This window comes from Enterobacter cloacae complex sp. I3 (genome assembly GCF_014896175.1).
Lineage (GTDB): Bacteria > Pseudomonadota > Gammaproteobacteria > Enterobacterales > Enterobacteriaceae > Enterobacter > Enterobacter bugandensis.
Genome location: NZ_JADBQZ010000004.1, coordinates 51712 through 76801 on the forward strand (window position 1 = coordinate 51712; position 25090 = coordinate 76801).

Annotated in this window: 21 protein-coding genes and 1 pseudogene; 3 read left to right on the forward strand and 19 right to left on the reverse strand. The window is 53.3% G+C overall.

The features are described from left to right. Positions 1–21: 21 nt before the first annotated feature. The gene (ychH, locus tag IM271_RS03880) at positions 22–297 is read right to left on the reverse strand and encodes a stress-induced protein YchH (RefSeq protein ID WP_028013466.1); all 276 of its coding nucleotides are present in this window, start codon (positions 295–297) and stop codon (positions 22–24) included. A 274-nt stretch (positions 298–571) separates the two neighbouring features. Here ychH and pth point away from each other — a divergent pair, with 274 nt between their 5' ends. Both pth and ychF read left to right on the forward strand, forming a co-directional pair. Further along, a complete protein-coding gene (gene pth / locus IM271_RS03885) occupies positions 572–1156 on the forward strand; it encodes an aminoacyl-tRNA hydrolase (RefSeq protein ID WP_008499504.1) in 585 nt (194 codons plus the stop codon). A gap of 126 nt (positions 1157–1282) precedes the next feature. Next, positions 1283–2377, forward strand: a complete 1095-nt coding sequence (gene ychF, locus IM271_RS03890; protein ID WP_003856650.1) for a redox-regulated ATPase YchF — start codon at positions 1283–1285, stop codon at positions 2375–2377. A gap of 59 nt (positions 2378–2436) precedes the next feature. Here ychF and IM271_RS03895 read toward each other — a convergent pair whose 3' ends face one another. Further along, on the reverse strand, positions 2437–2862 hold the full coding sequence (locus IM271_RS03895; RefSeq protein WP_063437393.1) for a hypothetical protein: 426 nt from the start codon (positions 2860–2862) through the stop codon (positions 2437–2439). Then, positions 2849–3091: a hypothetical protein gene (locus IM271_RS03900; protein ID WP_226858932.1), complete on the reverse strand. Its 243-nt coding sequence runs from the start codon at positions 3089–3091 to the stop codon at positions 2849–2851. Before IM271_RS03900 ends, IM271_RS03895 begins: the two co-directional genes overlap by 14 nt. A 281-nt stretch (positions 3092–3372) precedes the next feature. On the opposite strand from IM271_RS03900, the pseudogene IM271_RS20300 reads away from it, so the two are divergent. Beyond that, positions 3373–3459, forward strand: a pseudogene (locus IM271_RS20300) (hypothetical protein); the annotation flags it as partial. Positions 3460–3524: 65 nt separating this feature from the next. On the opposite strand, the gene IM271_RS03905 reads toward IM271_RS20300, so the two are convergent. The 16 genes from IM271_RS03905 to tssH form a co-directional block, all read right to left on the reverse strand. Continuing rightward, complete coding sequence (locus IM271_RS03905; protein ID WP_193052202.1) at positions 3525–3968, reverse strand: DUF6386 family protein; 444 nt, start codon at positions 3966–3968, stop codon at positions 3525–3527. A gap of 8 nt (positions 3969–3976) precedes the next feature. After that, on the reverse strand, positions 3977–8392 hold the full coding sequence (locus IM271_RS03910; RefSeq protein WP_226858933.1) for an RHS repeat-associated core domain-containing protein: 4416 nt from the start codon (positions 8390–8392) through the stop codon (positions 3977–3979). A gap of 3 nt (positions 8393–8395) precedes the next feature. Beyond that, positions 8396–8836, reverse strand: a complete 441-nt coding sequence (locus IM271_RS03915) for a DcrB-related protein (RefSeq protein ID WP_028013471.1) — start codon at positions 8834–8836, stop codon at positions 8396–8398. A 73-nt stretch (positions 8837–8909) separates the two neighbouring features. Beyond that, positions 8910–9986 carry a hypothetical protein gene (locus IM271_RS03920; protein WP_028013472.1) on the reverse strand — a complete coding sequence of 359 codons (1077 nt, stop codon included), beginning with the start codon at positions 9984–9986 and terminating at the stop codon, positions 8910–8912. 3 nt (positions 9987–9989) lie between these two features. Further along, a complete protein-coding gene (locus tag IM271_RS03925) occupies positions 9990–10430 on the reverse strand; it encodes a hypothetical protein (protein ID WP_226858934.1) in 441 nt (146 codons plus the stop codon). Between the two features lie 208 nt (positions 10431–10638). Continuing rightward, positions 10639–11145 carry a hypothetical protein gene (locus IM271_RS03930; protein WP_223825968.1) on the reverse strand — a complete coding sequence of 169 codons (507 nt, stop codon included), beginning with the start codon at positions 11143–11145 and terminating at the stop codon, positions 10639–10641. A 1-nt stretch (position 11146) separates the two neighbouring features. Beyond that, a complete protein-coding gene (locus IM271_RS03935; RefSeq protein ID WP_101865802.1) occupies positions 11147–13732 on the reverse strand; it encodes a type VI secretion system Vgr family protein in 2586 nt (861 codons plus the stop codon). Positions 13733–13890: 158 nt separating this feature from the next. Beyond that, entirely contained in the window at positions 13891–14958 is a 1068-nt protein-coding gene (gene tri1 / locus IM271_RS03940; protein ID WP_028013475.1) for an ADP-ribosylarginine hydrolase Tri1, read from the reverse strand. A gap of 24 nt (positions 14959–14982) precedes the next feature. Next, the gene (locus IM271_RS03945) at positions 14983–15333 is read right to left on the reverse strand and encodes an immunity protein Tsi6 family protein (RefSeq protein WP_193052203.1); all 351 of its coding nucleotides are present in this window, start codon (positions 15331–15333) and stop codon (positions 14983–14985) included. Between the two features lie 348 nt (positions 15334–15681). Then, complete coding sequence (locus IM271_RS03950) at positions 15682–16755, reverse strand: hypothetical protein (protein WP_047366826.1); 1074 nt, start codon at positions 16753–16755, stop codon at positions 15682–15684. 22 nt (positions 16756–16777) lie between these two features. Beyond that, the gene (locus tag IM271_RS03955; protein ID WP_028013479.1) at positions 16778–17212 is read right to left on the reverse strand and encodes a hypothetical protein; all 435 of its coding nucleotides are present in this window, start codon (positions 17210–17212) and stop codon (positions 16778–16780) included. A gap of 24 nt (positions 17213–17236) precedes the next feature. Beyond that, entirely contained in the window at positions 17237–18292 is a 1056-nt protein-coding gene (locus IM271_RS03960) for a PAAR domain-containing protein (protein ID WP_193052204.1), read from the reverse strand. A 22-nt stretch (positions 18293–18314) separates the two neighbouring features. Further along, positions 18315–20273: a type VI secretion system Vgr family protein gene (locus IM271_RS03965; protein WP_192971785.1), complete on the reverse strand. Its 1959-nt coding sequence runs from the start codon at positions 20271–20273 to the stop codon at positions 18315–18317. A gap of 64 nt (positions 20274–20337) precedes the next feature. After that, on the reverse strand, positions 20338–20748 hold the full coding sequence (locus IM271_RS03970; protein ID WP_226840400.1) for a hypothetical protein: 411 nt from the start codon (positions 20746–20748) through the stop codon (positions 20338–20340). 279 nt (positions 20749–21027) lie between these two features. After that, positions 21028–22449 carry a serine/threonine-protein kinase gene (locus IM271_RS03975; RefSeq protein ID WP_047367778.1) on the reverse strand — a complete coding sequence of 474 codons (1422 nt, stop codon included), beginning with the start codon at positions 22447–22449 and terminating at the stop codon, positions 21028–21030. Positions 22450–22473: 24 nt separating this feature from the next. Further along, entirely contained in the window at positions 22474–25089 is a 2616-nt protein-coding gene (gene tssH, locus IM271_RS03980; protein WP_193052206.1) for a type VI secretion system ATPase TssH, read from the reverse strand. Position 25090: the final 1 nt, after the last annotated feature.

The following is a 25090-nucleotide window of genomic DNA, read 5'->3' on the forward strand; positions in this document are numbered from 1 at the left end:
TTCGATGTTCTTAATCAGGCACTAGCTGTGCTTATGCTGGTCGCGACGACAGCGTTTGTCGTAGTGGCGCACCCACCAGTATTTATCGCAGACTTCCTCATGTCCGCTTACGCGCGCCCCGGCGAGCCACAATACTGCACCGAGGAAGATGCTCAATACCGCGCCATGCGCGAAGTATTGTGGGAGATCAAGCTGCGGCAGTTGGTTTAAAATGGAATAACCTACGCCGACTACCATCACGAACAGTCCCAACCCCATTAGCACGTTACCGAGCATCGAAGCGTTTTTGCGTTTCATATGTCACCTCCGGAACTTTGGGTTGTCAGAGGAAAAGCCCCTAATCCTTGTGTGTAAAGTATAGACAACGCCCCTTTTATGAGTTGCGTGAATGATCACAATTACGGATAACGCACAAACAAAAGTTTACAAATAAGGTGTTGAACAACTTGAAATTCTAATTGTTCAGATGAGTAATTATTCGAATTTCGTCGGGATAACCGCAGAATTTTGTCAAGCGGCGCGCCAGACAGTAAACTACGCGCCAGATCTGGAACCCATTAGGAATTGAATCGTGACGATTAAACTGATTGTCGGCCTCGCCAACCCGGGCGCGGAGTATGCGGCCACCCGCCACAACGCCGGAGCCTGGTACGTCGATCTGCTGGCCGAACGGTTACGTGCTCCCCTGCGTGAAGAACCTAAATTCTTCGGCTACACCTCACGTATCAACCTTGCTGGCGCGGATGTTCGCCTGCTGGTGCCGACCACCTTTATGAACCTGAGTGGTAAAGCGGTGGCGGCGATGGCAACGTTTTATCGCATCAACCCGGATGAAATTCTGGTCGCCCACGATGAGCTGGATCTCCCGCCTGGCGTAGCAAAATTCAAGCTGGGCGGCGGACACGGCGGTCACAACGGTCTTAAAGACATCATCAGCAAGCTGGGCAATAACCCGAATTTCCACCGTTTGCGCGTGGGAATCGGCCATCCGGGCGATAAAAACAAAGTTGTCGGTTTCGTGCTCGGTAAACCCCCGGTTTCCGAACAAAAACTGATTGACGAGGCGGTAGACGAAGCGGCGCGCTGCACTGAAATCTGGCTGCAAGACGGCTTAACTAAAGCGACAAATCGCTTACACGCTTTCAAAGCGCAATAATCCGCCCGATACGGCTTTTTTACCGCGCGTCATGCGGGTTACGTGTATAATAGGCGTAGTTATTTACTTTTCATCAATCGGTTATCGTTAACGGATTGATTATCAAGATATTAAGGTGATTTAGAAATGGGATTCAAATGCGGTATCGTCGGTCTGCCAAACGTGGGCAAATCCACCCTGTTTAACGCGCTTACCAAAGCGGGTATCGAAGCGGCGAACTTCCCGTTCTGTACCATCGAACCGAACACCGGCGTGGTGCCTATGCCGGACCCGCGTCTGGACCAGCTCGCGGAAATCGTGAAGCCGCAGCGCATTCTGCCCACCACCATGGAGTTCGTGGACATCGCGGGCCTGGTGAAGGGTGCCTCCAAAGGCGAAGGTCTGGGTAACCAGTTCCTGACCAACATCCGTGAAACCGAAGCGATCGGCCACGTTGTGCGCTGCTTCGAGAACGACAACATCATCCACGTTAATAACAAAGTGGATCCGGCTGACGATATCGACGTCATCAACACCGAGCTGGCGCTCTCTGACCTCGACACCTGCGAACGTGCAATTCACCGCGTGCAGAAGAAAGCCAAAGGCGGCGACAAGGACGCGAAAGCGGAACTGGCTGCGCTGGAAAAATGCCTGCCACAGCTGGAAAACGCGGGCATGCTGCGCGCGCTGAAAAACCTGACTGACGAAGACAAAGCGGCGATCAAATACCTGAGCTTCCTGACCCTGAAGCCAACCATGTACATCGCCAACGTTAACGAAGACGGTTTTGAGAACAACCCGTACCTGGACAAAGTCCGTGAAATCGCCGCGGCGGAAGGTTCTGTGGTTGTGGCGGTTTGCGCAGCCGTTGAGTCCGATATCGCCGAGCTGGACGACGCCGACCGTGAAGAGTTCATGGCCGAACTGGGTCTGGAAGAGCCAGGCCTGAACCGCGTGATCCGCGCGGGCTATGAGCTGCTGAACCTGCAAACCTACTTTACCGCAGGCGTGAAAGAAGTGCGTGCGTGGACGATTCCTGTGGGTGCGACTGCGCCTCAGGCGGCCGGTAAGATCCACACCGACTTCGAGAAGGGCTTTATTCGTGCGCAGACTATCGCGTTTGAAGACTTCATTACCTACAAGGGTGAGCAAGGCGCGAAAGAAGCAGGCAAGATGCGTGCGGAAGGAAAAGATTACATCGTTAAAGATGGCGACGTGATGAACTTCCTGTTTAACGTTTGATTTGTTTTGAATGAAAAAAATCCACGCTTTGGCGTGGATTTTTTTATAGAGTAACGAACTTATCCCCTTTTGCGCAGGTAGAACTCTAGATATTTTTTAGGTCTATCCTGAAACGCACGCTCTTTGCCGTAGTTATAAGCATCGTTAAAATATTTGTACGCTTCATCGAATTGATTCAACTCGTAACAGACCATACCCAAGTCGATTAACGGTGCAGTGTCTATATCCGATCCACGTGTCCGTAAAGTCGTCTCTCCCCATTTCTTTGCCTCAACGTAATCCGCAAGATCAAAATATGCGCTGTACATGCACGCAGAGATCCAGTTGGCGAGTTCCCATTCAAGCTTTGGTTCAGGGAGAGCTTGCCATGCTTTTTGGTATTGCTCTAAAGCCTCGGCGTATTTTTTGTCATCGTGAAACTCGTTTCCTTTTTCAACAAAGGAGTTAATTTTGGATTCAATTTTTGGGTCTTCAAGATCTTTCATGGAACAATGCTCCTTCATTGGAAATATTGGGACTTTTCCTTTGGGCCAATAAAATCAAGGGAATCTTTATATCTATCCGGTAGCACTGCTCCCTGAGACCGATTGTGCCATAATATTCAAGCTCATACTTCCTGGAATCTCTCATAAAGGCTCTGACCTCACGAGATTTAGGACCATAGTAGCCACCCTTCTGATTCCAGTATTTAACTGCATCTGTTAAATGAGCCATGTCCGCATCCTGAATACGGTACCATTTACCATCAGTTGAGCTTTTAAATTGCATCCTATCGCCCGTACCATGAATACGTCTTTCTCCTCGCATTCGTGCAATTACTTCACGTCAAGTTTTACTGTTTTTTCCCGGGGGTCTTCCCATAAATTTCTGACATTGCAGGTAAAGACGTCCCGGCGATGCCATCGCCCAAGGCGGTCTTACTCGCTACGGGGATCAGCCGCCACTGGGGGCTTTACTCAGGGTAGAGTTGTTCGTCGCGAGTATACTGACAGCTTATTACCTACAAGGGTGAGCAAGGCGCGAAAGAAGCAGGCAAGATGCGTGCGGAAGGAAAAAAAATAGTGTTAAAAATGGCCACGTAGTGAACTAATTAATTATTTAACATTTTTTTGGATGAAAAAATCCACGCCAGGGCGTGGATTTTCATTCAGAGGTAAACACCCTCTTCTAATGAGTTTTCAGTAAACGTTGCTTTTGTAAAGGAAATTAGCACATCTGAACCATGCTTTTTATATTTAACCTCGTAACTACCTGGTTCTAAAGTAATAAACTCGCCTGAAATAGCATCTGAATCATCTGGCTCCAGATCTCCTCCAGTGACATCCTCTCCCGCCCCTATGAAAACCTTTCCAGTAGGTACGTTTAAAAATAACGATCCGGTATATTCACCAATGTCACTTTTAATATCAACTTTATAGTTACCATCATCTCCAAGATTGAGAAATAATACATTCCCTTTATTTATTTCTTCAACTTCATCTTCTGGAGGACTCCACCAATCTGCATCATCATTAATCCTATGCTTTAATGACATCAAATCATAAATCACTAATGTGGCAGTATCAGTCTGTATATTAATAGATTTATTCATTTTACACCCTATTGAAATATTATTTCACTGATGGCATCTCCGGGCTGAAGCCCCGCCTTTCTGCCTGCATTTTTCAAAGAACTACCTACACTTTTATTAATAGTTTCATTCAGCATTTGTAATCTTTGTGTAGGCGAACCTCCAACAATTAAATCAACAGGATGATCAGCGTTTAACTTACTTAGATCAGGTGCTGAACCAAACATTTTTTCAAAACGTGCAGAAACAGCCTGCCTGTAAGAACTTTGCAAAGATGAAATCCTAACCTCATGGGTGCTAGGAGACCAAACTAGCTCTCCTCTTTGAGCCGCTCGGTTTAAAGCATTCATTTTTTTCATAAACTGTCTTTCGAGGAATTTTCTCTCAGTTGATGACAGCTTTGTGCTGCTTAAAATCTTCGGTTTATTGACAGTTAAGCGGGTACCTCCAGAACACCTACTCAACCCCCACGGATCCACCCACCCCAGCGCATTCGGCGCATACTGGTAAAGGTTTATCCCCCCCGCCAGCCCTATCGGGTCCTGCTGCGTAAACCGTCCGCAGTCCGGGTCATAATACCGGAACAGATTGTAGTGCAGCCCTGTCTCACGGTCCAGGTATTGCCCCTGCATCCGCAGGTTCTGAGAATATCCTGATACCTGCGTCTCGCTTTCCCGCAGCAGCTTGCCCCAGGCGCTGTTCACACCTTCCCAGCGCACCTGCCCTTCGCTATCCGTCATCCGTTCCGGCGTGCCGTTGGGCTGGCAGTGGAACCAGAAGATCTCCGGGGCATCAACCCCGTCGATACGCGCCAGCGGATCGTAGCTGTCCTGATCGCTGTAGACGTAGGTCAGTGGCACTTCCCCGTGCACTTCCTGCAACAGGCGGAACCCTTCCCAGACAAACCGCGTGGTGACCGGCTTACCGGTTGGCTGGCCGCCCAGCATCTGGCGGCGCGTTTTGCTGATGCGTCGCCCGAGCGGATCGTAGCGGAAGCTGACCTGCGTCTGCGGCCTGTTGCGGTCCCGCGGCTGGCTGATCACCTCCGTCAGACGGTGCTCGCCGTCGTAGCGATAGTGCCAGCGGGTCTGGCCGTTATCCTTCTCAACGGTGCGGCCGTGGATGTCATAGCGCCAGCGAATGCCATTCAGCTGCGTCAGGCGGTTGTGCGTGACCTTCTCAGCAGATCCTTCGAGCGGGTTACCGGCAGCATCCCAGCGCCACTGCTCCTGACCGGGCAGCGTGCCGTCCTGAACCAGCAGCCGGCCTGCGCTGTCGTACTGCCAGCGGTACCAGCTGAACGGGTTATCGTCCCGCTCTTCGCGAACCAGGTTATTACGGTAATCGTAATCCCAGCGGCGGGACCAGCGGCGCGGCGACGGGCGCTGGGCATTGCCGGTAAAGACGTCCCGGCGATGCAGTCGGCCAAGACGATCGTATTCGCTGCGGGTGGTCAGCAGCCCCTGCGTGCGGCTGGTTTCACGGTGGAGTTCGTCGCGGGTAAAGTCGGATACCGACAGCTTATCGAGAGCAATGCTGAGCAGATGCCCGCTGCCGTAGTAAAACTGCTTTAGCTCGCGGCCATCGGGCAGCGTGACGGAAGTGCGGTTGCCCAGCGCATCATATCCCCACGCCAGCTCACCATGCTCGCCCGCTTCGCGCGTAACGCGACCAAGCGCGTCATACTCAAAGGCAAGCTCCTGCTCTGCCTCTGTGGTCCACGCGTCGGCTGAAAGCGCCGGATGCAGCCCAATGCGGCTTAATAGCCCGGACGGCGTGTAGTGGTAGCGGGTCTGCCCTTCTGGCGTGGTGCGGGCGACCAGCTGGCCGCTCGCGCTCCAGGCGAAGGCGTGGGTGATGGCCTCCGGATGGCCGGCGGCATACGTGCGCGCTATCGTGCGTCCGCAGGCATCATAGCGATACTGCGAGGCCACGCCATCAAGCCCTACCTCTTCCAGCAGCAGCGAGTCAGCGCCCCAGCGGAACTGGTACGCTTCGCCGTTTTCGTTTTCCAGGGCAATCAGACGCCCGCGGCTGTCCCAGCGGCGACGGACCTCTTCGCCCTGCGTATTACGGGTGGCGGTTAAGCGCCCCGCCTCATCGTATCTGAACTCACTTTCTTTCCCGTCGGCGCCCGCGTGCCTCACCGGCAGGCCACGTTCGTTCCATTTAAGCGACTCAGTCCAGCCTTCCGGGCGATCGAGCTGCACCGGGCGCCCTGCGGCGTCGTAGCGGTAGCGCGTCTCTTCACCGTCGGCGCTAATCTCTGCCACCAGCCAGCCCAGCGGGTGATAGCGATAGCGGGTAATACGCCCGGAACAGTCCGTCGAACGGACAATCTGCCCGGCCTCGTTGTACTCCTGATAGCGGCTGTTGCCGGCGGCATCGATCTCTTCCACAACCTGGCCAAACTCGTCCCGGCGCAGCTGCGTCGTCTGCCCCAGCGGATCCACCATGCGCTTCAGCCCGTGGTGTTCGTCGTACCAGAACCGGGTCGCGCTGCCGTCTGCTTCAATGATTGACGAGGGGAGCGCGCGGTGCTCAAGCCAGGTGGTGGTGCGGGTATTGCCGTCGGCATCGATTTCCTGCACCCGGTTGCCCATCTCGTCGTAGACGAAGGTGACGGCGTTGCCGAGCGGATCGATACGGCGCGTCAAAAGCTCGTTATCGTCCCACTCGTAGCGCCAGTTTTCACCGCGCTCGTCGACGTAGCGCACAATCAGATTCTGCGCGTTCCAGTAGTGGCGTCGCGTCTGGCCGTCGTAGTGCTCGACGGTCGTCAGCCCGGCGGCTAAATCGTAGCTAAAGCGGCAGCCGTCGCCGGTGCTGGTGCGGTTTTCCACCACGCGCCAGTGATCGAATTGTTTCCAGCGGTATTCGCTCTCCAGCCCCCCCGGCAAGCGGTGCCAGACCATCAGGCCGTGGTCGTTGTAACGGTATTCACGCGTCACCACGCCGGAGGCATCCGTCGCGCTCGCCAGCTGGCCGCGCGCATCGTAGCCCCACTGCATCAGCGGCCAGGTTTGGTTGCCGTCGAAATGGCTGGCTGCGGTAACCCGCTGCGGGAAACGTTCATCCTCATAGCGCAGGGTGACGTCTATCGCCCGCGGCTCGTCGTGAAGACCAACCAGCCTGCCGTGCTCGTCCCACGCCGTCAGCAGCGCATTGCCGTACTCGTCGCTGAGGGATGCCAGACGCAGGATGGAGGGGTTCGCCCGGGTCGGTTTGTACAGACGCCACACCGCGCCGTCATCGTCGGCAATCGCCACGTCGCCGTTCTCATTGCGGCGGATAATGATGCCTTCGCTGATGCTGTAAAACGCGCGGTCGACCGGCGGCAGCTCGAAGCTCAGCTCGCGCCCGGTTTCATCGAACCAGGTCGCATTGCTATCTTCCAACGTCAGATAGCTGTCAAAAGTTGTAGCCCAGCCCAGACCGAACAGCCCTTCGCGGGTGGTCAGGCTGTTATAGCTGCGCTGCCAGCGCAGCAGGAAGCGCCCCGGCAGCGAGAAATCAAGCTCGTCGTCGTCATTCAGGACCTTCACGCCGGTGGCGGCGTGAACCGGGTGCGAGGAGCCAAACACGGCGTTGACCGCCATATCCGCCAGCATCCCGCCGCCAGCCGCCGCCAGCGCGCAGGGCATGTTTTTCAGGATCTTGCCCGGACGCCCGCGCAGCAGGGAGAGCGCAATCATCCCCAGCGCCAGACCCGGCGTTTTACCGCTTTTGATATCGCGGACCGTGAGCGTGTCCCCGCCGATGATCACGTTAGGAGAGACATCGTCGGAAACGGTGCCTTCGCAGGTGGTGCGATCTTTCGCGCGTACCGCAGGCTGGCCGTTGATGAAGACGCTTTTGGAGCCTTCCGCCAGATACTGCGGCCCGGAGTGTTTTTCACACGCCACCTTGTCTTCTTCCAGCGGCGAGGTTCCCGCAGCGGCAGAGGCCACGCTCGGCTGCCACATTTCGCTGCCAAACTGTCCGGCGGCGGAAAGCAGCATGCCCGCGTAATCGGCAAAGCTGCCCGGCGACTGTGGCTCAGGGGGCGGGGTATCGGCGGGCGTGAGCGTGCCTGCCGCGCGCGCGGCAGGGATTGCGTTGGTCAGAACGTTATTCGAACCGGTGGTGATTTTGCCCGCAGGCGACGGCGGGAAAAGCGCATTGCCTAACCCTTCCGCGGCGTTACTGATATCGTCTGTGATACCCGCCACGTTCGCCAGCACGCCGCCAATGATGCCGCTTAACAGACAACTGGATCCAATTGCTGCCACGCCTGCAGCTGCTGCCCCCGCACCCAGCAATGGCGCCGCTACGGTTGCTGCTGCGCCTACCGCCGCACCGATCACCGCATAGGCGGCACCTTCCGCCACAATGCTGGTGATGTCAGCAAAAATGCTGGAGTGAATAATCTCGTCGCCCTTACGGGCCGCGTTGTTATCGCTCATGCCTTACACATTCCGGTTGTCGTTTAGCGTCAGACTCTGCTTAAGCGCGCTCCAGCGCACCTCGTCCTCTTCAGTGAATGCTCTGAGCGCTGAGAGGGTAAAAATCATCAATACCGGTTTGCCCGGCGTCTGCACAGCCAGCTGTTTTTGCCACAGGCGCTGCCCGTTACGGTCAAAGGTGGTCTCGACTTCCAGCCCGTTAATTTTTCCATCAGGCCCGGCTTTTACGCTCCGGAATTCGCTCTGGGCGATCTCACCCATCTGAGGACGCAGCACATCCCACTGGCGGTGAAACTCTTGTTCGTAGTCGCTGCCATCGGGAATCACGCCGCGGCTGACCACCACGGACAGCCCGCTTTCGTCATCGCGAATGATGTTCATGCTGTTATCCTGCCAGGCAGCAGGAAAAAGGGAAAATGAACCTTCCTGGAGGGTGTATTTCATAAGTGAACTCGGGATGATTAATATTGAGAGAAACAAAAGAGGCCAATCCATGCTGACCTTTTGGCTGGCTGTTTTATTTAAGCCACTGACCTGACTGTTCGACTAAAACATGACTGCCTTTGCTGACAACCAATTTCACAGGTGCATACGTCACGGTATAAGCGATCTCGCCATTCTTGTACGTTGAGCCGATTATTTTACCTGCGGAGTCGTGTAACGTTTTACCCCTTAAGGAGATCGTACTGTTATCGCTTTTGCGCACGCCGAGATAAACCATCTCGTCACATTTGCTCTCAAAATGGCCGCATTTGTTTATCAGCGAAATAGCGAATTTATCGGTGTCCAGTTTTCTGGTTTCCGCGTTTTGAACCGAAGCGGCTTTACGTAACGTATATCGCAGCGGAGCATAGTAATTTCCTTTTTGAGGAGGAGTAACTAAACGCCATTCCATTTCACGCCCCTTTATTTCCAGAACAGCCCGTCCACCTACGCCGCCAAACGATGAGTTGAACTCAACGTTGGCACGATTGCCAGCGATCGTACCGCTAAGATTTTGCTCATCATCTTCCGGGCAATCTATGCGGTTTCCTCTCTGGGAGATATAGCAATAAGAGCCGATGATCCGGTTGTCTGATTCAGCTAATCGCAGGGTTAACGTCGAGTCGTTCTTGAATTCGCCAGCCCACTCCCCGTCAAATACGAGTTTTGATTGGCCGAACGTTGCAAAATGCATCGCATTAAATCTGGCGGCCCACTGCTGAATATCGGCATGAATAACTGGGCTATTGTCAGATGACTGGTAATGAATAACGTCCGACGTCGGAACCACCCAGGCTGCAAAGATTTTGCCGTCAGGATTGATGACCAGCGCGGATGCATTCTCCTGATAGAGATCTTTTAACCAGCCTTCAACAAACAATCCGCCACCTGTGGTGGTATGCGGTTCACCGAAGACATCAAAGTTATCAATAAAGGTCTGGTAATGATTTCCCAGCGTTTTCCTGAGATTGTCAGTCACTTCGCTGTCGTTAACGATGTGACTGACCGTATCGAGCTTGTTGTATTGGGATAATTCAAGCGCCGTTGACGTTTCAACGAGACCTGTCAATAAAGCGGTGAACAATATGGCTGCCAAATGTTTTTTGGTCATAAATTACTCTGAAGAGCCATTGTTGTAATTCATGGTTATTTTCAAAACGTCGCCGTCTTTCATCTCAAACGAGAGCGCTTTTTTACCCAACTCGTAGGTAATCCACTGTTCCCCCGAATCATTGTCGACCTGACCGGTACCGTATGCGCTGTTCAATTCCTCTCTCGTTGAACCCACATGGATACCACGCGGCGTTGCGAAGCCTTCGGCAGTCACCGTAATTTGAGACACGATATAATCATCAACGCTTCTTTCCGCTTTATCCCACCAGAGATTGGAACTGAATATTTCTAACCCAGCCCTTTGATGCTGGAAGAATTTATAATTAGTTCCGTCAAAAGGAACCTCACCGGTAAAACTGCCTTCCACCGGCACGTCAATTTTAAGCGCGATATTAGGAGCCCATCTGTCGCCCAGGGCGATGGACTGGTCTTTGACCTTCACGGAAAAATCCTGTTTTGTCAGAACGGGCGGCATAGTCTCTGCCAAAACCACATTGCTACTCAGACAACTAAACATCAGGGAAAAACAAAGAAATATAGGCGTGTGTTTTTTCACGTTTATCGTCACTAACTTGATGTAAATTACGCTTTTCACGAATACTGCAAACCGGCAGCGAAATATCCGTGCCGGCATGAAAACACAACACTTATTAACGATCGTAACGCGACATAACGACTCTATTTAGGCATTCCTGGTTCATTACCGGAAAACTAAATGCCCATGCAAGTCCTCTCTCATCAGCAACGGTTCGGTATCCAACTGATTGTCCTGCGGTATTCCCACGAGGAATGTTAGAAATTTTAACATCAGGGAAATGAGTTTTGACTTGTTCGAGCGTAATGCAAGGCTGTTCGATTACAAACGAGACAAGTGAAACACTATTATCTCCGTTTCCCCATAAACGAACATCTAAATCGCTGATACGTGTTCCATCAGATAATGTGAATGGAACTGACGTATAACGGTCTTTCACTTCTGGATTTTTTTGGACCAGTGGTTGATGGAAAAGTTTACTGACATCCTCGGTCTGTTTTCCCCAGACTGTTTTGAGTTCTTTAACAATATGCCATAACGAATCTTGATTCATGTTTGTTTGTCCTGCGTAAGAAAAAGATGAAAATAGTGGGAGCAAAAAGAGGATGGTATTTTTTGTCATTCTACTTACCATAGAACCCCCCGTAATAATCGCTGTAATTGAGATCGGTACCCGAAGCTATTTCGCCTTTACCGTAGACTTTACCTATAGCTTTTGCAGCGTCAACCCGCGACAGCTCTCCACTTACCATTTTATCATAGGCTGCATTGTAAGCTTTGAGATTTTCCGGGCTTCCTGCTATATCAATATCAATACCGCCATTTCCCAGAATTTCACGCTGTATTTTGATATTATTCAAGGTTGCACCACCTTCATCCATAAGCTGGCTGTTAACGAAATTTTCTTTACTAGAATAGTCCGCTGCAACAGGATATGTTGCATGCCCTGCTTCATGAGCCAGTGTTTGTACTGTATTGGCCGTGTCTTCCATGTGTTCGGGATCCATCACGATCAGTTTATTATCCGAATCAGTATAACTTCCCCCTCCAGTCGCACCTGGTTGAATCGCCCATCCCTTGTCTTTCAAATCTTTTAGCTGAGTTTGAAGGGTCGGTGACTTGTTGATTTGTTTAACAACATCATCATTGAAAGGCATAACGTCTGAGCTATTCGGATTATTTTTATAAACATAATTCCCTTTCAAAGGCGGGGCTGTTGTTGACGCCGAAGATGGAGCAGGTTTCGATTGGCCTGCTGCAGGAGCCGCAGCGGGGGCAGGACGACTAGCGCTCTCTTGCGGTGAAAACTTCGCCTGCACCGCCGCATCAATATCCCCTTTATGCCCAGAACCCGGCGCCGTTGTGCCCGGCTTGGTTCCCGAGGTATTGAGGTGCAGCTTACCGCCCGTGGTGATATAACCATCCCCTTCCACGAAGAAGTTAAACTCTTTGCCGATCAGGTTAATCTTGCCGTTAGCGTTAAGCTCTATGGCGCTTTCACCTGAGACCAGCCGCAGCTTCGTCCCGGATGCAATAACATACTGCTCGACCGCCGCATCCAGCTTGCCTTTCCCCGTCAGGATCTCGGTGCCACCTTTCACGGCCTGCGTCTGGTTCGCTTCTACGCGATGCAACTCATTTTTCTTCACGTAATGGCTGCGCGCCCCGCCGACGCTGTGCGTTTCATCATTTTTAACGCTGGTGTCCATGTTGCGCTCGGCCTGGATCCACACCTGCTCTGCACCCGCTTTATCCTCAAAGCGCAGGGCGTTGGCGTTGTCCACAGAGCCCCCTTTCGTGCGGCTCATAAAGCCCATCTGCGTCGCCGCAGCCGGCAGCGCCCACGGTGGCATGCTCGCGTCGTTATACACGCGGCCGGTAATAATCGGACGGTCCGGGTCGCCGTTGATAAAGTCCACCACCACCTCGTCGCCGACGCGCGGGATCTGCACCCCGCCGTAGCCCTGGCCTGCCCACGCGCTCGACACGCGAACCCAGCAGGAGCTGGTGTCATCGCCCTTCGCCAGCCGGTCCCAGTGGAACTTCACCTTCACCCGGCCATATTTGTCCGTCCAGATACTCTCCCCCTTCGGCCCCACCACCTTCGCCGTCTGCGGGCCGTAGGTGCGCGGCCACGCCGTGGACTGCGCCGGGCGGTAAACCACCGCCGACGGAATGACCGTGAAATCGGTACGGTGTATGGTCTCCCCCTCGCCGCTGGCGTAGCGGTTCTCCTCGAAGTGGTAGCCCGCCGCCGTCACCAGATACTCGCCGTTGTCGCTGAAGAACGGCGCGTTGGTTAACGTGAAGGTGTGCCCTGGCGCAATCCCCGCCGCCGTGGCGGTGGCCTGAATCTGCTGGTGCTCAACCTGCCAGCGCTCCTGACGGATACGGGCATAGAACTCCCCGTGACCTTTGTCCACAAAGCGACCCGGCCAGTCGTACACGTCGATGCTGCCCGGCTTCGGCGACGCCGGGTTCTGCTGGGCCTGGAAAAGCCACGCGTTCGGCTTGCGGAAGTCATAGTCGTCGAGGCTGTAAATCCCCGGCGTCACGCTGTCCTCCAGCGCCCACTGGCTGATGCCCTCTTCATCCGTACTGCCGCCGGACGGCGTCTGGTGGTACGGGATGACCTCGTAGCCGCTGAACGGCTGGTACTGCGTGGCGGCGTCAGTCAGCACCAGGGTGTGCTTGTCTGCCTCATGGCGGAAGTGATACGCAATTCCCTCCAGCTCCATCAGGCGGCTGATGAAGTCCAGGCTCGACTCCTGATACTGCACGCAGTAGTCCCAGACCCGGTAGCTGCCGGTGAGCTTATCCTCAACGTTGACCTGATGCTCGCCCAGAAGGGTTTTCACAATCTGCGGCACCGTCTGGCCCTGGAAGATACGCAGGTTACGGTCGCGCTTCATCGGCCACAGGTCCGGCTCCACCATCAGCTGGTACACCGCATAGCGGGTGCCCGTCAGCTCAACGGCGCTGACCGCCACGCGGGTAATCTTGCCGTTAATATAGCGGGAGGTCAGCAGGCTCTGCGTCGGGATGGTCACCGTGACCGGCTGGCCCAGTAGCTTACTGCGGTCAATGCGCGCGTCCGTGCCGAGTACGGTCAGCGTCAGCGCGAACGACTCGGACATCGCCTCGCGGCCTGAGAGTTTCCAGAAAAGCAGCCCCTCCACCGGGAGCTGAACGGTAATTCGGTTGAGCATAATCATTATTCCACTATGGACTAATCTCAGTGCCAGAAGTTAACTCATTTCAATACGCAAAGCGTAAACGCTGCTGGTTTGATAATGAGTAGCTGTAAGATTGACTTCTCATGCCACAAAAAAAACCACTTTTCCTGAATTTTCATGGAGATAAACAGTTACAAGAAAGGGTCTTCAGGGGCTCTATCGAACAATTCACCAGCCATTTTGGCGATACGTTCATGTTGTACGAGTTTATTTTTCCACTCCTGCGGAATAGCGGAATAACCATATAATGCTCCCGCTATTTGTCCCGCCGTTGCCGCAACGCTGTCAGCGTCATCGGCAAGATTGGCAGCCAGCAGAATCGCATCCCGGAAATTATCAGTATTCCATACGGACCACATCGCGGCCTCAAGCGTATCGATTACATAACCACTTGAACGAATCTGATCGCGAGTTTTTTGCTTATACTCACCCGCATTTATGATCATTACGCGCGCGCACAGTGGGAAAACATGAGGGGAAAAAGCTTCTTCTTTTTGATAACCGTTAATTAAATAGTGCAATACCAATCCCAGAAATTGGCATGCGTTAATTGACTCTACCGCGCCATGCGTTGCTCGACTCTGAGCCTGGGATTCGAAGTAAATCGCACGCAGCGATTTTCGACGAAAGATAGACACCGGTGCTTGACGAATAACCCCAGCATTACCAGCAGTGTGTTTCTCTGTATTACCATACCAGGAAGGTCCGACACGCATATACTGTTCAAGTGCGAATCGCGTCGTATTCCCGATATCGAAGCACCGACCATTACTACTATTCTCTCCATCAAGATACCATTTCAGGAGATATTTTCTAAGCACATCAGTATGCATTCTGTTTTCTGAAAGATAAGTCTCTGCCAGACATAATGCCATGGACGTATCATCTGTCCATTCACCAGGTTTTAATTGAAAAGGTCCCCCACCAATCATATCCGCTACATGTTCACTGTCTCTGCGTTTAAATTCAAGAGTAGTGCCAACTGCATCTCCAACAGCCAAACCCACTAACGCCCCAAGTGCTTTATCGCGTGAAACATCTTCATTTGTGATTAAAGGTAATGTTTCATCCCATACATGAGAGGAATTTGAATCATCAATGCTGCTTCTTATTACCTTACGAACATTAACTGGCATGTAGTTACGATAACGATCGGCATAATGATTAATTACTGAGTCTTCGCTGTAAAGATCTATCATCCGCACCCTTTAATCAAACGTTGTTTACCACTTGCGATATCGTTTTTGCCTTTTCAAATACTCAACGTCTTGCTCATGAGGGAGAATAAACTTCAATCCTTTTCCCATTTGCGAAGCCATATAATTAACATTGGACAAATGCTGAGCAAGTTCTGCATCGGTTGTATCAAACTCTTTTGACGCAAGCACTCCAAGATTTAATTTGTGCAATTTACTTTTATCTTTCTCAGACCCCGTTAGAATAGACTTAATATAGTCCAACTGATTCTTCGCCATAACATATAAAGAAAATGTAGGATTTTCATCTAATCGATGATTAATTGCGTCAATAGCATAATTGATATAATCCAGCGCGGTGTAATTTTCTTTACTCATGAGTCACCTCAAATACTGCCCTGGCGGTGGTCTGAACCTGCGGATGATCCACTTCTACCTGTTACACAGCATAGTGCGTGCCCGTTCTCTCAACGGCACCGTTCGCCACGTGGATAATCTTGCAGTTAACATAGCGGGATGTCAGTTTTCAGAACAGAATATCCACTCCCGCGAGCTGAACGATAGTTCAGCTGAGCATGTTTTTTTATTCCACGATGATCTGATCTCAGTGCCTGAAGTTAACTAATCCTCAGAACGAGGGCGGTTATGATATTATTTCTGTGAAACAAAAAATAAAACCACATTTCTATGGTTTTATTTAGATGGCCATGAATTAACTTTGTCAGCTCATCGTTTTTCTATGCGAAACGTAGAAAGAATGATTTCCATGCATCGTTTATTGGCTTCGTAATAATAATCCTGATGATTACGATGAGGCCCAACCACCTCAACGTAACACCACAAATCATTCATTTTAAAGATACGCATATCGTAATAAGCCCTGATATTCTCAGCAGCACTGACTACCTCTCCCGTACAGCTATAAAGATCGCCTGTAAACGAGGGATTGATATCATTTGGGATGCTGGCAATGTCCGATGTCGTAAGAGAGACCGCACTATCGTGGCGGTTAAAGCGCGCAGTTGCTTCATCGAAAATAGCCTGCGCAGCGGGATAATCAGCCTGACGGAAAAGACAGAAATTAATCACTCCATGGTTAACGTTACCTATTGTGTGTTCAATTACCAAACGATTATCATCCAGCGTATTCACCAGCCATGAATCCGGAATTTTAAATCCACTGTCATTTTTGTTGCTAAGGCTGACTGTTTTCAACAGTTCTGAAAGCATCAAATTGCTGCGATGCAGTAAATCCCAGTTGATAGCAATCAGGAAAATAGTATCGGCAATAGTGTTGTAATCTTTCGACGCACAAGCCGTTTTCAAAAGGAAGTAATTTCCCCCACCATTTACAGGATTATAATCCTTCTGCACCGTATACCGTGAAACGACCTCATCACCCGATGGCATCGTTTTAATGGACAGGATATCCGCAAACTTCCCGCTTCCTGAAGGATGCGTAATTATTCTTTGGCTCAGTACTTTCTCACCCATTAAATCGAGCTTATTTATAAGCCAGTCTGACGCATTCATCTCCCACTGACAGTGTTCATATGCAGCCCAGACTTCAATATAGGGGCCGGTGTCATCGGCGATGTATCGTCCGATATTCGTCAGCCCAACCTCCTGAAATGTGATCGGCTTTAACTCTGCTGGCTTAACATTCTGGGGTAACAATAGCCAGTAATGAAGCATCTCTTTTTCTGCAGAGGTATAGAGACATTTCCAGAAATTTTCCCGAATCTCTTTTTCCTGATCCTTCATCTCAAGAGGAAAAAAATATTGTTTTTCAGCAACCATAATGCAACCTCACTCGTCGCGCTTACTTAAGCCATAAACCCGAAAACATAAGGAAGCTTCCGAGGGTAATTAAGCTTTTAGCAAAGATAAGTAAGCCAGGCGCCACGGCACGTGTCATAGACGATAATTTTTCATAATTTTCCGCGTTGTATCTTTTGTGCCCCCCCATAATCCCGGAAAATAACGTGCAGAGCAGCACTACTGTGATCTTTAATCCCCAAACACACAAGAAAGACATGGATAAGATGATCGAATAATGCTTGGCCGTTGCGACGGAAAATAATGACATTGACTGAGCAAGCCATTTCAACGTAAAGCCAATGACGACCGTAGCCACTAACACTAGAACGAACATTAACCCCGCAAGGAGCCACTGCTTTTTGTTAAATAAATCTTTTCCATTCCAGATAAGCGCTAGCGTCCAAATCATAAAGACTATAAAGAAAAACCAATGCATCACAACGTTCCCCATTTACACATTTTAATCTCCTATCAGGACTGTAACACAGCCAGTCTTAATCACACCATCGCCACTGCCCGCCACTGGGGACGGCTTACTTTCATCATCGTCATAAATCCAGTCAAGGATCGGTTTGAGAGCAAATTTGATACTGGCATCCCCTCCCAGACCGAGCGCCGCTGCAAGCTCACCGGACACCTTAAGGTTAAATGAATAATCAGTGCTATCAATCCAGGTTCCAACGCCTGCAGAAGCGCCAGCACTCCCTGCACTCCCTGAAAGTTTGCCATCGGCAACGACTACGCCATAAAAATCGGCTTTAGCCGTCGCCTCTCCTTTGACCGCCGCGGCTTCTGCGCCAAGTTCAACATTAAAACCATAACGCCCTTTATTTCCGTCATATAGTTCACTGACGGCCTTCGCTTCAGCGGTTGCCAGGTATACATCCCCACCGACGCCGCCGTATTGTTGCCCTTCTTTTCCAATGCTTCCCGAGGCGCCATATTGTATTGCGGTGGCGTTTGCATTGAGATTAATCGCCCCGTAATCAGCTCGATCGGTCACTAACGTGCCGCTGGCAGTCGCCACCCCTACTTTAGTACGTACCTCGCCTTTATATTTATCCTGACTTTTTGTATTCCCGACCGTGATATCGGCAAGTGCGAATCCGGCTGAAGCCGTATCGGGTTTTCCAAAGCCGGATTTATCTTCAAGGCTTGCATAGGCGCCAAGCACACGGGCGTCGTAAACATCACCATGTATAGCACCATCTTTACCCGCATCCTTCGCCGCCGTTCCGCCCCAGTATTGCGGAGGTGCGGGTTGAGTGGATGCGACCGCAGGGGTCGCTGAGGTATTGCAACCCGTCTTGTCACCTTCCCTGGCGAGAGGCAAACCATTCACAAATACCGTTGTTGAACCACTGAGAATACTTCCCTGACCATGTTGGGAGCATGAAAGCGGGTCGCCTTTTCGTGCTGCCGGAAATCCGCCAATAATTACGTTGGGACTTCCGCTTTGAATTGGGCCAGTATGTGCGCTGGAATCAATGCGCGCTCTGGCGGCTGGTTTTCCCATAATAGCGTTCTCTGTACGCAGATTAACTGTTAACTTTTACAATCGCGCCCTTAATATCGGTAAGGTTAGTTCCCGTTATACTCACCGTATCATTTGCTTTGAGCTCGGTATTGATCCCATCACCTAGTCTTGTAAGCTCATCACCTTTGAAGATGGCTTGTTCCACAGCCTCTGCTTTGAGGTTGCCTTGGCCTACGTGAATCTCAATGGTATCCGGGGCGATCAGAATATAGTTGTCTTTAACTTTGAGTTTAATCGTGGTCACAGATTCCAGCAGCGCGTTACCTTCTTTATCCATGGTCAAGACGGTTTGATCTTTCCCAACGTTTATAACGTGCTTGTTACCAATATTATGCGTTTCATTATTACCTACATCTGATTTCAGGTTCCGCTTAATCGTAATATTCTCATCCTGTCCGATGGTTTTTCTACGATCGACACCGACATCATGAGTTTCAGAATTTTCAATATCCGTATCCATATTTTTTTCTGCATGGATCCAGATCTGCTCGTGCCCGGCTTTATCTTCAAAACGGAGAATATTGGCATTGTCTTTATGGCCATCTTTGCTGCGGCTATAAAAGCCCATCTGCGTCGCCGCAGCCGGAAGCGCCCACGGCGGCATGCTTGCGTCGTTATACACGCGGCCGGTAATAATCGGACGGTCCGGGTCGCCGTTGATAAAGTCCACCACCACCTCGTCGCCGACGCGCGGGATTTGCACCCCGCCGTAGCCCTGGCCTGCCCACGCGCTCGACACGCGAACCCAGCAGGAGCTGGTGTCATCGCCCTTCGCCAGCCGGTCCCAGTGGAACTTCACCTTCACCCGGCCATATTTATCCGTCCAGATACTCTCCCCCTTCGGCCCCACCACCTTCGCCGTCTGCGGGCCGTAGGTGCGCGGCCAAGCCGTGCTCTGCGCCGGGCGGTAAACAACCGCCGACGGAATGACCGTGAAATCGGTACGGTGTATGGTCTCCCCCTCGCCGCTCGCGTAGCGGTTCTCCTCGAAGTGGTAGCCCGCCGCCGTCACCAGATACTCCCCGTTGTCGCTGAAGAACGGCGCGTTGGTTAACGTGAAGGTGTGCCCTGGCGCTATCCCCGCCGCCGTGGCGGTGGCCTGAATCTGCTGGTGCTCAACCTGCCAGCGCTCCTGACGGATACGGGCATAGAACTCCCCGTGACCTTTGTCCACAAAGCGACCCGGCCAGTCGTACACGTCGATGCTGCCCGGCTTCGGCGACGCCGGGTTCTGCTGGGCCTGGAAAAGCCACGCGTTCGGCTTGCGGAAGTCATAGTCGTCGAGGCTGTAAATCCCCGGCGTCACGCTGTCCTCCAGCGCCCACTGGCTGATACCCTCTTCATCCGTACTGCCGCCGGACGGCGTCTGGTGGTAAGGAATGACCTCATAGCCACTGAACGGCTGATGCTGCGTGGCGGCGTCAGTCAGCACCAGGGTGTGCTTGTCAGCCTCGTGGCTGAAGTGATAGGCGATCCCCTCCAGCTCCATCAGGCGGCTGATGAAGTCCAGGCTCGACTCCTGATACTGCACGCAGTAGTCCCAGACCCGGTAGCTGCCGGTGAGCTTATCCTCAACGTTGACCTGATGCTCGCCCAGAAGGGTTTTCACAATCTGCGGCACCGTCTGGCCCTGGAAGATACGCAGGTTACGGTCGCGCTTCATCGGCCACAGGTCCGGCTCCACCGTCAGCTGGTACACCGCATAGCGGGTGCCCGTCAGCTCAACGGCGCTGACCGCCACGCGGGTAATCTTGCCGTTAATATAGCGGGACGTCAGCAGTCTCTGCGTCGGGATGGTCACCGTGACCGGCTGGCCCAGCAGCTTACTGCGGTCAATGCGCGCGTCCGTGCCGAGCACGGTCAGCGTCAGCGCAAACGACTCGGACATCGCCTCGCGGCCCGTCAGTTTCCAGAACAGAAGCCCCTCCACCGGGAGCTGAACGGTAATTCGGTTGAGCATAATCTTTATTCCATTTAGCTTATGCGATGCAAAAAAGCGGGTCGCATCTCTGATAAAGCATCATTCAAGAAAGGGGCTTTTCCCGCTCGTTCATCCAAAAAACAAGAGAGTAGATTTTCAGTGACTCTGATGTGACAAATAACCCTACATTCAACCAGACGTTTGAAATTCCAAACACGCTTACTAAAAGAGGGAAAAATGAGACTGAACATCTGAATGAAATCAAACGAAATAATTCCTGAGCAAGAGCAAATTTGACTGCACCGTTCTTTCGTTTGAAGAATAACCAGGCCGAAGCAAACAAAGAGAGTAGTAAAAGTAAGTCAAGCACAAAAAAAAGCATGACCAAAATGCTGAAACCATCACCTGCAAAATAATCCAACGAAGCACTAAATGCTTTTGCGTCAGAAAGAAATGGGATTCTGTTGTGGCGTACTGAATTCGCGCAATAAATTAAAATTGCGAGAAGATCCATACTTCCCCAGAAATACCCTGATTTACTCTTTAAATGAGCGACATTTTGTTTATACACGTAATTAACACTGACAAAAATGGAATTCCGCATCTTCGCTTCAGCTAACTCTCCGGGGTCGGAGACAAAAGGGCCTGTCGTTTTTCACTGACGGTGGTCAATTAAGACCACCGCTACTAAGCCAACTGAGCTTTCAATCCTAAAGCGATTTTGTACATAAAGAGAAGAGACGATCTTCGAACACCTTTGGAATAAGTCTCTGGCCTTGAAGATCGTGCATTACTAAGGATTCACCAGCCAGGTGCCCGGCTTGCTGATATCCAGCGTCTGGCTGCGCGTTCTCCCGTTGCCCTGCAGTTCAATCTTCGTCTCACCGGCTGGCAGCTTGAGCGAGGCATAGCCGTTGGTCGCCGGACGCAGCGCTTTTGGTTCGCCGTTCACTTTCAGCGTTTCACCGTCCTGGATACGGATATAAACCAGCGCGACCGGGCTGGCGTCGGCAGGTGGTGGCGTCTGTTGCGCCGTCGCTGGCTCGCTCACCGTCGCCGTTTCTGGCTTCACCTCTGGCGCGTTCGCGGCAGTTTCTGTCGGACGCGTCTCTGACGGAGCCTGGGCAGCCTGCTCAGGCGCATCATTCCCACCGCTGAACAGCATCGCCCCGGCGACAACGCCCACCAGCACGCCCGCGGCAACCATGCCCGGGATCTTATAGCGACGCCAGTCGAGCACCGAAGCTGGCTTCTCTTCCTCAACCGGAACCAGCATGGTGCCGGTCTTTTTGGCGGTGAGCACGTCGTTGATCCCGGCGACCGGCATCTCAATCAGCGCCGCGAATTCGTCGATAGACTGCGGACGGTCCTCCATGTGCAGCGCCAGCGCGCGGTCGATGGCCTGCAGCAGCGGAATGGAGTAGCCCTGCGGCATGATTTCCACCAGCGGCTTACAGGTATCCTGGATGGAGCGCACCACGCTGACCGGCGGCGGAGAACCCACAATCAGGGTACGCAGCACCGCGCCGAGGGCGTAAATATCCGTCCACGGCCCCTGCTCGCTCTCGTTGTCGTCGGTGTACTGCTCAATCGGCGCAAAGCCGGGGCGCAGCATGGTTTCCGTTTCGTCGGAAAGGTTACCGATGGTGCGGCGCGCGGAGCCGAAATCAAGCAGCACCGGCAGGCCGTTATCCTGGATCTGAATATTATCCAGAGAGATATCACGGTGCAGATAGCCTTCGTCGTGGATGGTCTTGATCGCGCCGAACAGCATCGGCAGCGTGCGGCGGATCCAGGCCTCGTTGATCAGCTCCGGCTTTTCTTCGCGCAGGCGTGAAAGCGTGGTGCCGCTATAAAACAGCGTCCCCATGTAAGCCGTGTCGTTTTGCACCCAGAAACGCAGGACGTGCAGCAGGTTCGGGTGGTTAAAACGCGCCAGCAGACGCGCTTCCTGAATAAAGCTGTTCAGGCCCGCGGAAAATGCTTTGCCAAAGCGCTCGCTGCGCAGCACCAGGGTCATGTCGTCGCCGCGCACGGCGAGCGAGGAAGGCATAAATTCTTTGATAGCGATAGTGCGTTCGAGCTGGTGATCCCACGCGCGATAGACAATGCCAAAACCGCCGCCGCCGATCACCTCTTTGATTTCAAACTCGTTGAAGCGGTACCCGACCGGGAGCGCGTTTGGGACAGTCCGATTGTTATCATTATCCGTCATCTTTTACAGTTCTCTTGATGATTATTACGCGGCAAACTGACAGTGAAACTCGCCCTGCTCGCAGGTGACATGCAGGCGTCGGTACTGCTCGTCGCTGCGGCTGGCGGTAAGTAAGATCTGGCTCATCTGAGGCAGCAGGGTGTTAGTCAGGATAGCATCCACCATGCGGCCACCGGACTCCACCTCGGTGCAGCGCTGAACAATCTGTTCCACCACGCTGTCGTCAAACTCAGAAATAATGCTGTGATTCTCTTCCAGACGACGCTGAATGCGCTTGAGCTGCAGGCGCACAATCTGCCCGAGCATCTCGTCGCTGAGCGGGTAGTACGGCACCACCAGCAGGCGGCCCAGCAGCGCCGGCGGGAATACTTCCAGCAGCGGCTGGCGCAGCGCGCCGCTTAATGCGTCAGGCTCCGGCATCAGCTCCGGATCGGCGCACATGGCGCTTATCAGCTCGGTGCCCACGTTGGACGTCAGAATGATAATGGTGTTACGGAAATCAATGTGGCGCCCCTCGCCGTCCTCCATCCAGCCTTTATCGAATACCTGGAAGAAGATCTCATGGACGTCCGGGTGCGCTTTTTCAATTTCGTCCAGCAGCACCACGCTGTAAGGGCGACGGCGCACGGCCTCGGTTAACACGCCGCCTTCACCATACCCTACGTATCCCGGAGGCGCACCTTTTAAGGTGGAAACGGTGTGCGCTTCCTGGAACTCGCTCATGTTGATGGTGATGACGTTCTGCTCGCCGCCGTACAGGGATTCCGCCAGCGCCAGCGCGGTTTCAGTTTTCCCGACGCCGGACGGGCCGCACAGCATAAAGACGCCCACCGGTTTGTTCGGATCGTCGAGCTTCGCCCGCGAGGTTTTCACGCGGCGGGCAATGAGATCCAGCCCGTGACGCTGGCCGATAACGCGCTGGTTCAGCGTATCGGCAAGGTTCAGCACCGCGTCAATCTCGTTTTTCACCATCCGGCCCAGCGGGATCCCGGTCCAGTCAGAGACGACTGCGGCGACCACGTTTTCATCTACCGCCGCAAAAAGCAGCGGCTCGTCACCCTGTAAGGCGTTCAGCGCCTGCTGCTGCTCCGCCAGCTGGCTGCGCAGCTCGGCGGTCTCTTCCTCGCCCGCCGCAAACAGCGCGGCGCGCAGGCGGATGATCTCCTGCACCAGACCGCGCTCGTCTTCCCAGCGCCGGGCCAGAGCTTCGCGTTTTGTTTTATACGCGTCGCGCTCTGTGATTAACGACGCTACGCGGTCGGCCTCACCGGCGCCGACGCGCGCTTCGCGTTCAGCAATTTCAATTTCCACGTCCAGCGCGGCAAGATGGCGCAGGCAGTCTTCCAGCTGCGCCGGCGGCGCGCTCTGGCTGACGGCCACGCGGGCGCAGGCGGTGTCGAGCAGCGCAACGGCTTTGTCCGGCAGCTGACGCGCCGGGATATAGCGATGGGACAGCTTCACCGCCGCGCTGACCGCTTCGTCGAGCAGCAGGACCTGGTGGTGCGTCTCCAGCGGCGACACGGTGCTGCGCAGCATCAGAATGGCTTTCGCTTCGTCCGGCTCGTGAACCTGTACGGTCTGGAAACGACGGGTCAGCGCCGGGTCTTTCTCAATGTACTTTTTGTATTCCGCCCAGGTTGTGGCACCGATGGTGCGTAGCTGACCGCGCGCCAGGGCCGGCTTCAGCAGGTTCGCCGCATCGCCGGTTCCCTGCTGGCCGCCTGCACCAATCAGAGTGTGGATCTCATCGATAAACAGAATAATCGGCGTGGCGCTGGACTGGACTTCGTTAATGAGCGCCTGCAGACGGGCTTCAAACTCGCCTTTCATGCCCGCGCCTGCCTGCAGCATGCCGATATCCAGCAGCCACAGCTGAATGTTCTGCAGCGGCTCCGGCACGTCGCCGTCGGCGATACGCAGCGCCAGCCCTTCAACGACTGCGGTTTTGCCGACCCCGGCCTCCCCGGTCAGCAGCGGGTTGTTCTGGCGGCGGCGCATCAGGATATCCACCATCTGGCGGATCTCCTCGTCGCGCCCGACAACCGGGTCAATCTTCCCGTCGCGGGCACGAGCGGTCAGGTCCTGGCCATACTGGGCCAGCGTCCCCTGCGCAGCCGGTACCATACCCGCCGGTGCATCAACGGCGGCAGCGGCCTGCTGCGTCTCTTTGCTGTTGGCGCAAATAGCGTCGAACTGCTCGATCAGCACTTCGACGTTAAGACGGGTGAACTGCGACGAGATGCTCTTCAGCACGTTGGCCAGATTCCAGGTCTTGAGGATACCAATCAGCAAATGGCCGCCGCGAATGCGGCTGACGCCAAACTTCAGCGAGCCGAAGACCCAGGCGCGCTCCACGGCGCTGTCGATATGTTCGGAGAGATCGGAAACGGAACTTGCGCCGCGCGGCAGAGCGTCCAGCGCCGCCACGATATCGCGCGTTAGCTGCTGTTCGTCGAGGGCAAAGTGGCGGATGACCTGCTGCAGATCGCCATCCTGCTGCTGCATCAGCTGATGCAGCCAGTGCACCAGCTCAACGTAGGGGTTGCCGCGCAGCTTGCAGAAGGCAGTCGCGCTTTCCAGAGAGGTAAATAACAGCGTATCCAGTTTGCCGAAAAGCACGGCACGGCTAATTTCTGACATG